Source organism: Candidatus Methylomirabilota bacterium, from assembly GCA_028870115.1.
Taxonomy (GTDB): domain Bacteria; phylum Methylomirabilota; class Methylomirabilia; order Methylomirabilales; family Methylomirabilaceae; genus Methylomirabilis.
Map to the genome: position 1 here is coordinate 1 of JAGWQH010000110.1, position 1017 is coordinate 1017.

Sequence of the window (1017 nt, forward strand, 5' to 3'; positions counted from 1 at the left end):
ATGTTCCCCATCGAGTTCATCGGCCACCTCGCCCGGCCGATCTCCCTGTCGATCCGGCTATTCGGCAACATCTTTGGGGAGGAGAGCGTCGTTGCCATCCTGCTGTCTTTGATCTGGCTAGGTATTCCGTATGTCATCTATCTGGGCATCATGATGCCCCTGAGTCTCTTTACCAGCATCGTCCAGAGCTTCGTCTTTGTGATGCTGTCCATGGTGTATATCGCTGGAGCGGTCCAAGTCGAGCACGAGGAGCACCACTAACCCCATCTCGTTCTGAAAGGAGTTGTGCCGATGAATCGTACACAAGGAGCGCTTGTTCTGCTGTTGGTGACGGTTATGGTTGCCCTTGGGTCCCAGGTCGCGTTTGCCGCTGAAGGGGCCGCGCCTGAGTCTTCTTCGACCTTCTTTGTCGTGTCGGTCCTCACGGGGGGATTCGCCATGGCTATTGCCTCGGCCGCGGCGGCGATCGGTCAGGGCCGGGCTATCGTGAGCGCGCTGGACGCAATTGGTCGGCAGCCGGCGGCGGCTCCGAAGATCCAGGTCGCGATGATTATCGGTCTCGCGCTGATCGAATCGCTGGCCATCTATGTCCTCCTTGTTGTTCTCATTATCTTCTTCGCGAATCCCTTCATCAAGTACGTGGTTCCTGGTGCATAGCAGAGAGTGAGGCTTGGGGGGCGATAGCCGATCGCCCAGGAGAAGGACGCGGTGCTTCTCTCGTATCTACCGATCTTTATCCTGATCCTGTTGGCGGCCGGTTTTGCCCTCGCCATCCTCTTTGTATCGCACGTGCTCGGGCCTCGGCGGCCCACTCACGCGAAGCTCACTCCGTACGAGTGCGGGATTGACCCGGTAGGCTCCGCCCGGGAGCGGTTTTCGGTCAAGTTTTACCTGGTCGCGATGTTGTTCATTATCTTCGACATCGAGATCGTCTTCCTATATCCCTGGGCGGTGATCCTGAATAGTCTGAAGCTATTCGGGTTGATCGAAATGATTCTCTTCCTCGGTATCCTCCTG

At 57.1% G+C, this 1017-nt stretch carries 3 protein-coding genes; all 3 read left to right on the forward strand.

Translation table 11 applies throughout. The features are described 5' to 3' along the window. Positions 1-261: F0F1 ATP synthase subunit A (locus tag KGL31_13640; protein MDE2322933.1), on the forward strand; the 261-nt coding region annotated here is incomplete at its 5' end. Positions 262-336: 75 nt separating this feature from the next. Beyond that, positions 337-657, forward strand: coding sequence for a F0F1 ATP synthase subunit C (locus KGL31_13645; GenBank protein MDE2322934.1), 321 nt, complete (start codon positions 337-339; stop codon positions 655-657). A gap of 51 nt (positions 658-708) precedes the next feature. Further along, positions 709-1017, forward strand: a 309-nt coding sequence (gene ndhC / locus KGL31_13650; protein MDE2322935.1) for an NADH-quinone oxidoreductase subunit A, incomplete at its 3' end; no start/stop codon positions are given.

Excerpts from the sequence above, each read along its gene's own strand:
- KGL31_13645 (MDE2322934.1), top strand. The coding sequence starts at position 337 with ATGGTTGCCCTTGGGTCCCAGGTCGCGTTTGCCGCTGAAGGGGCCGCG.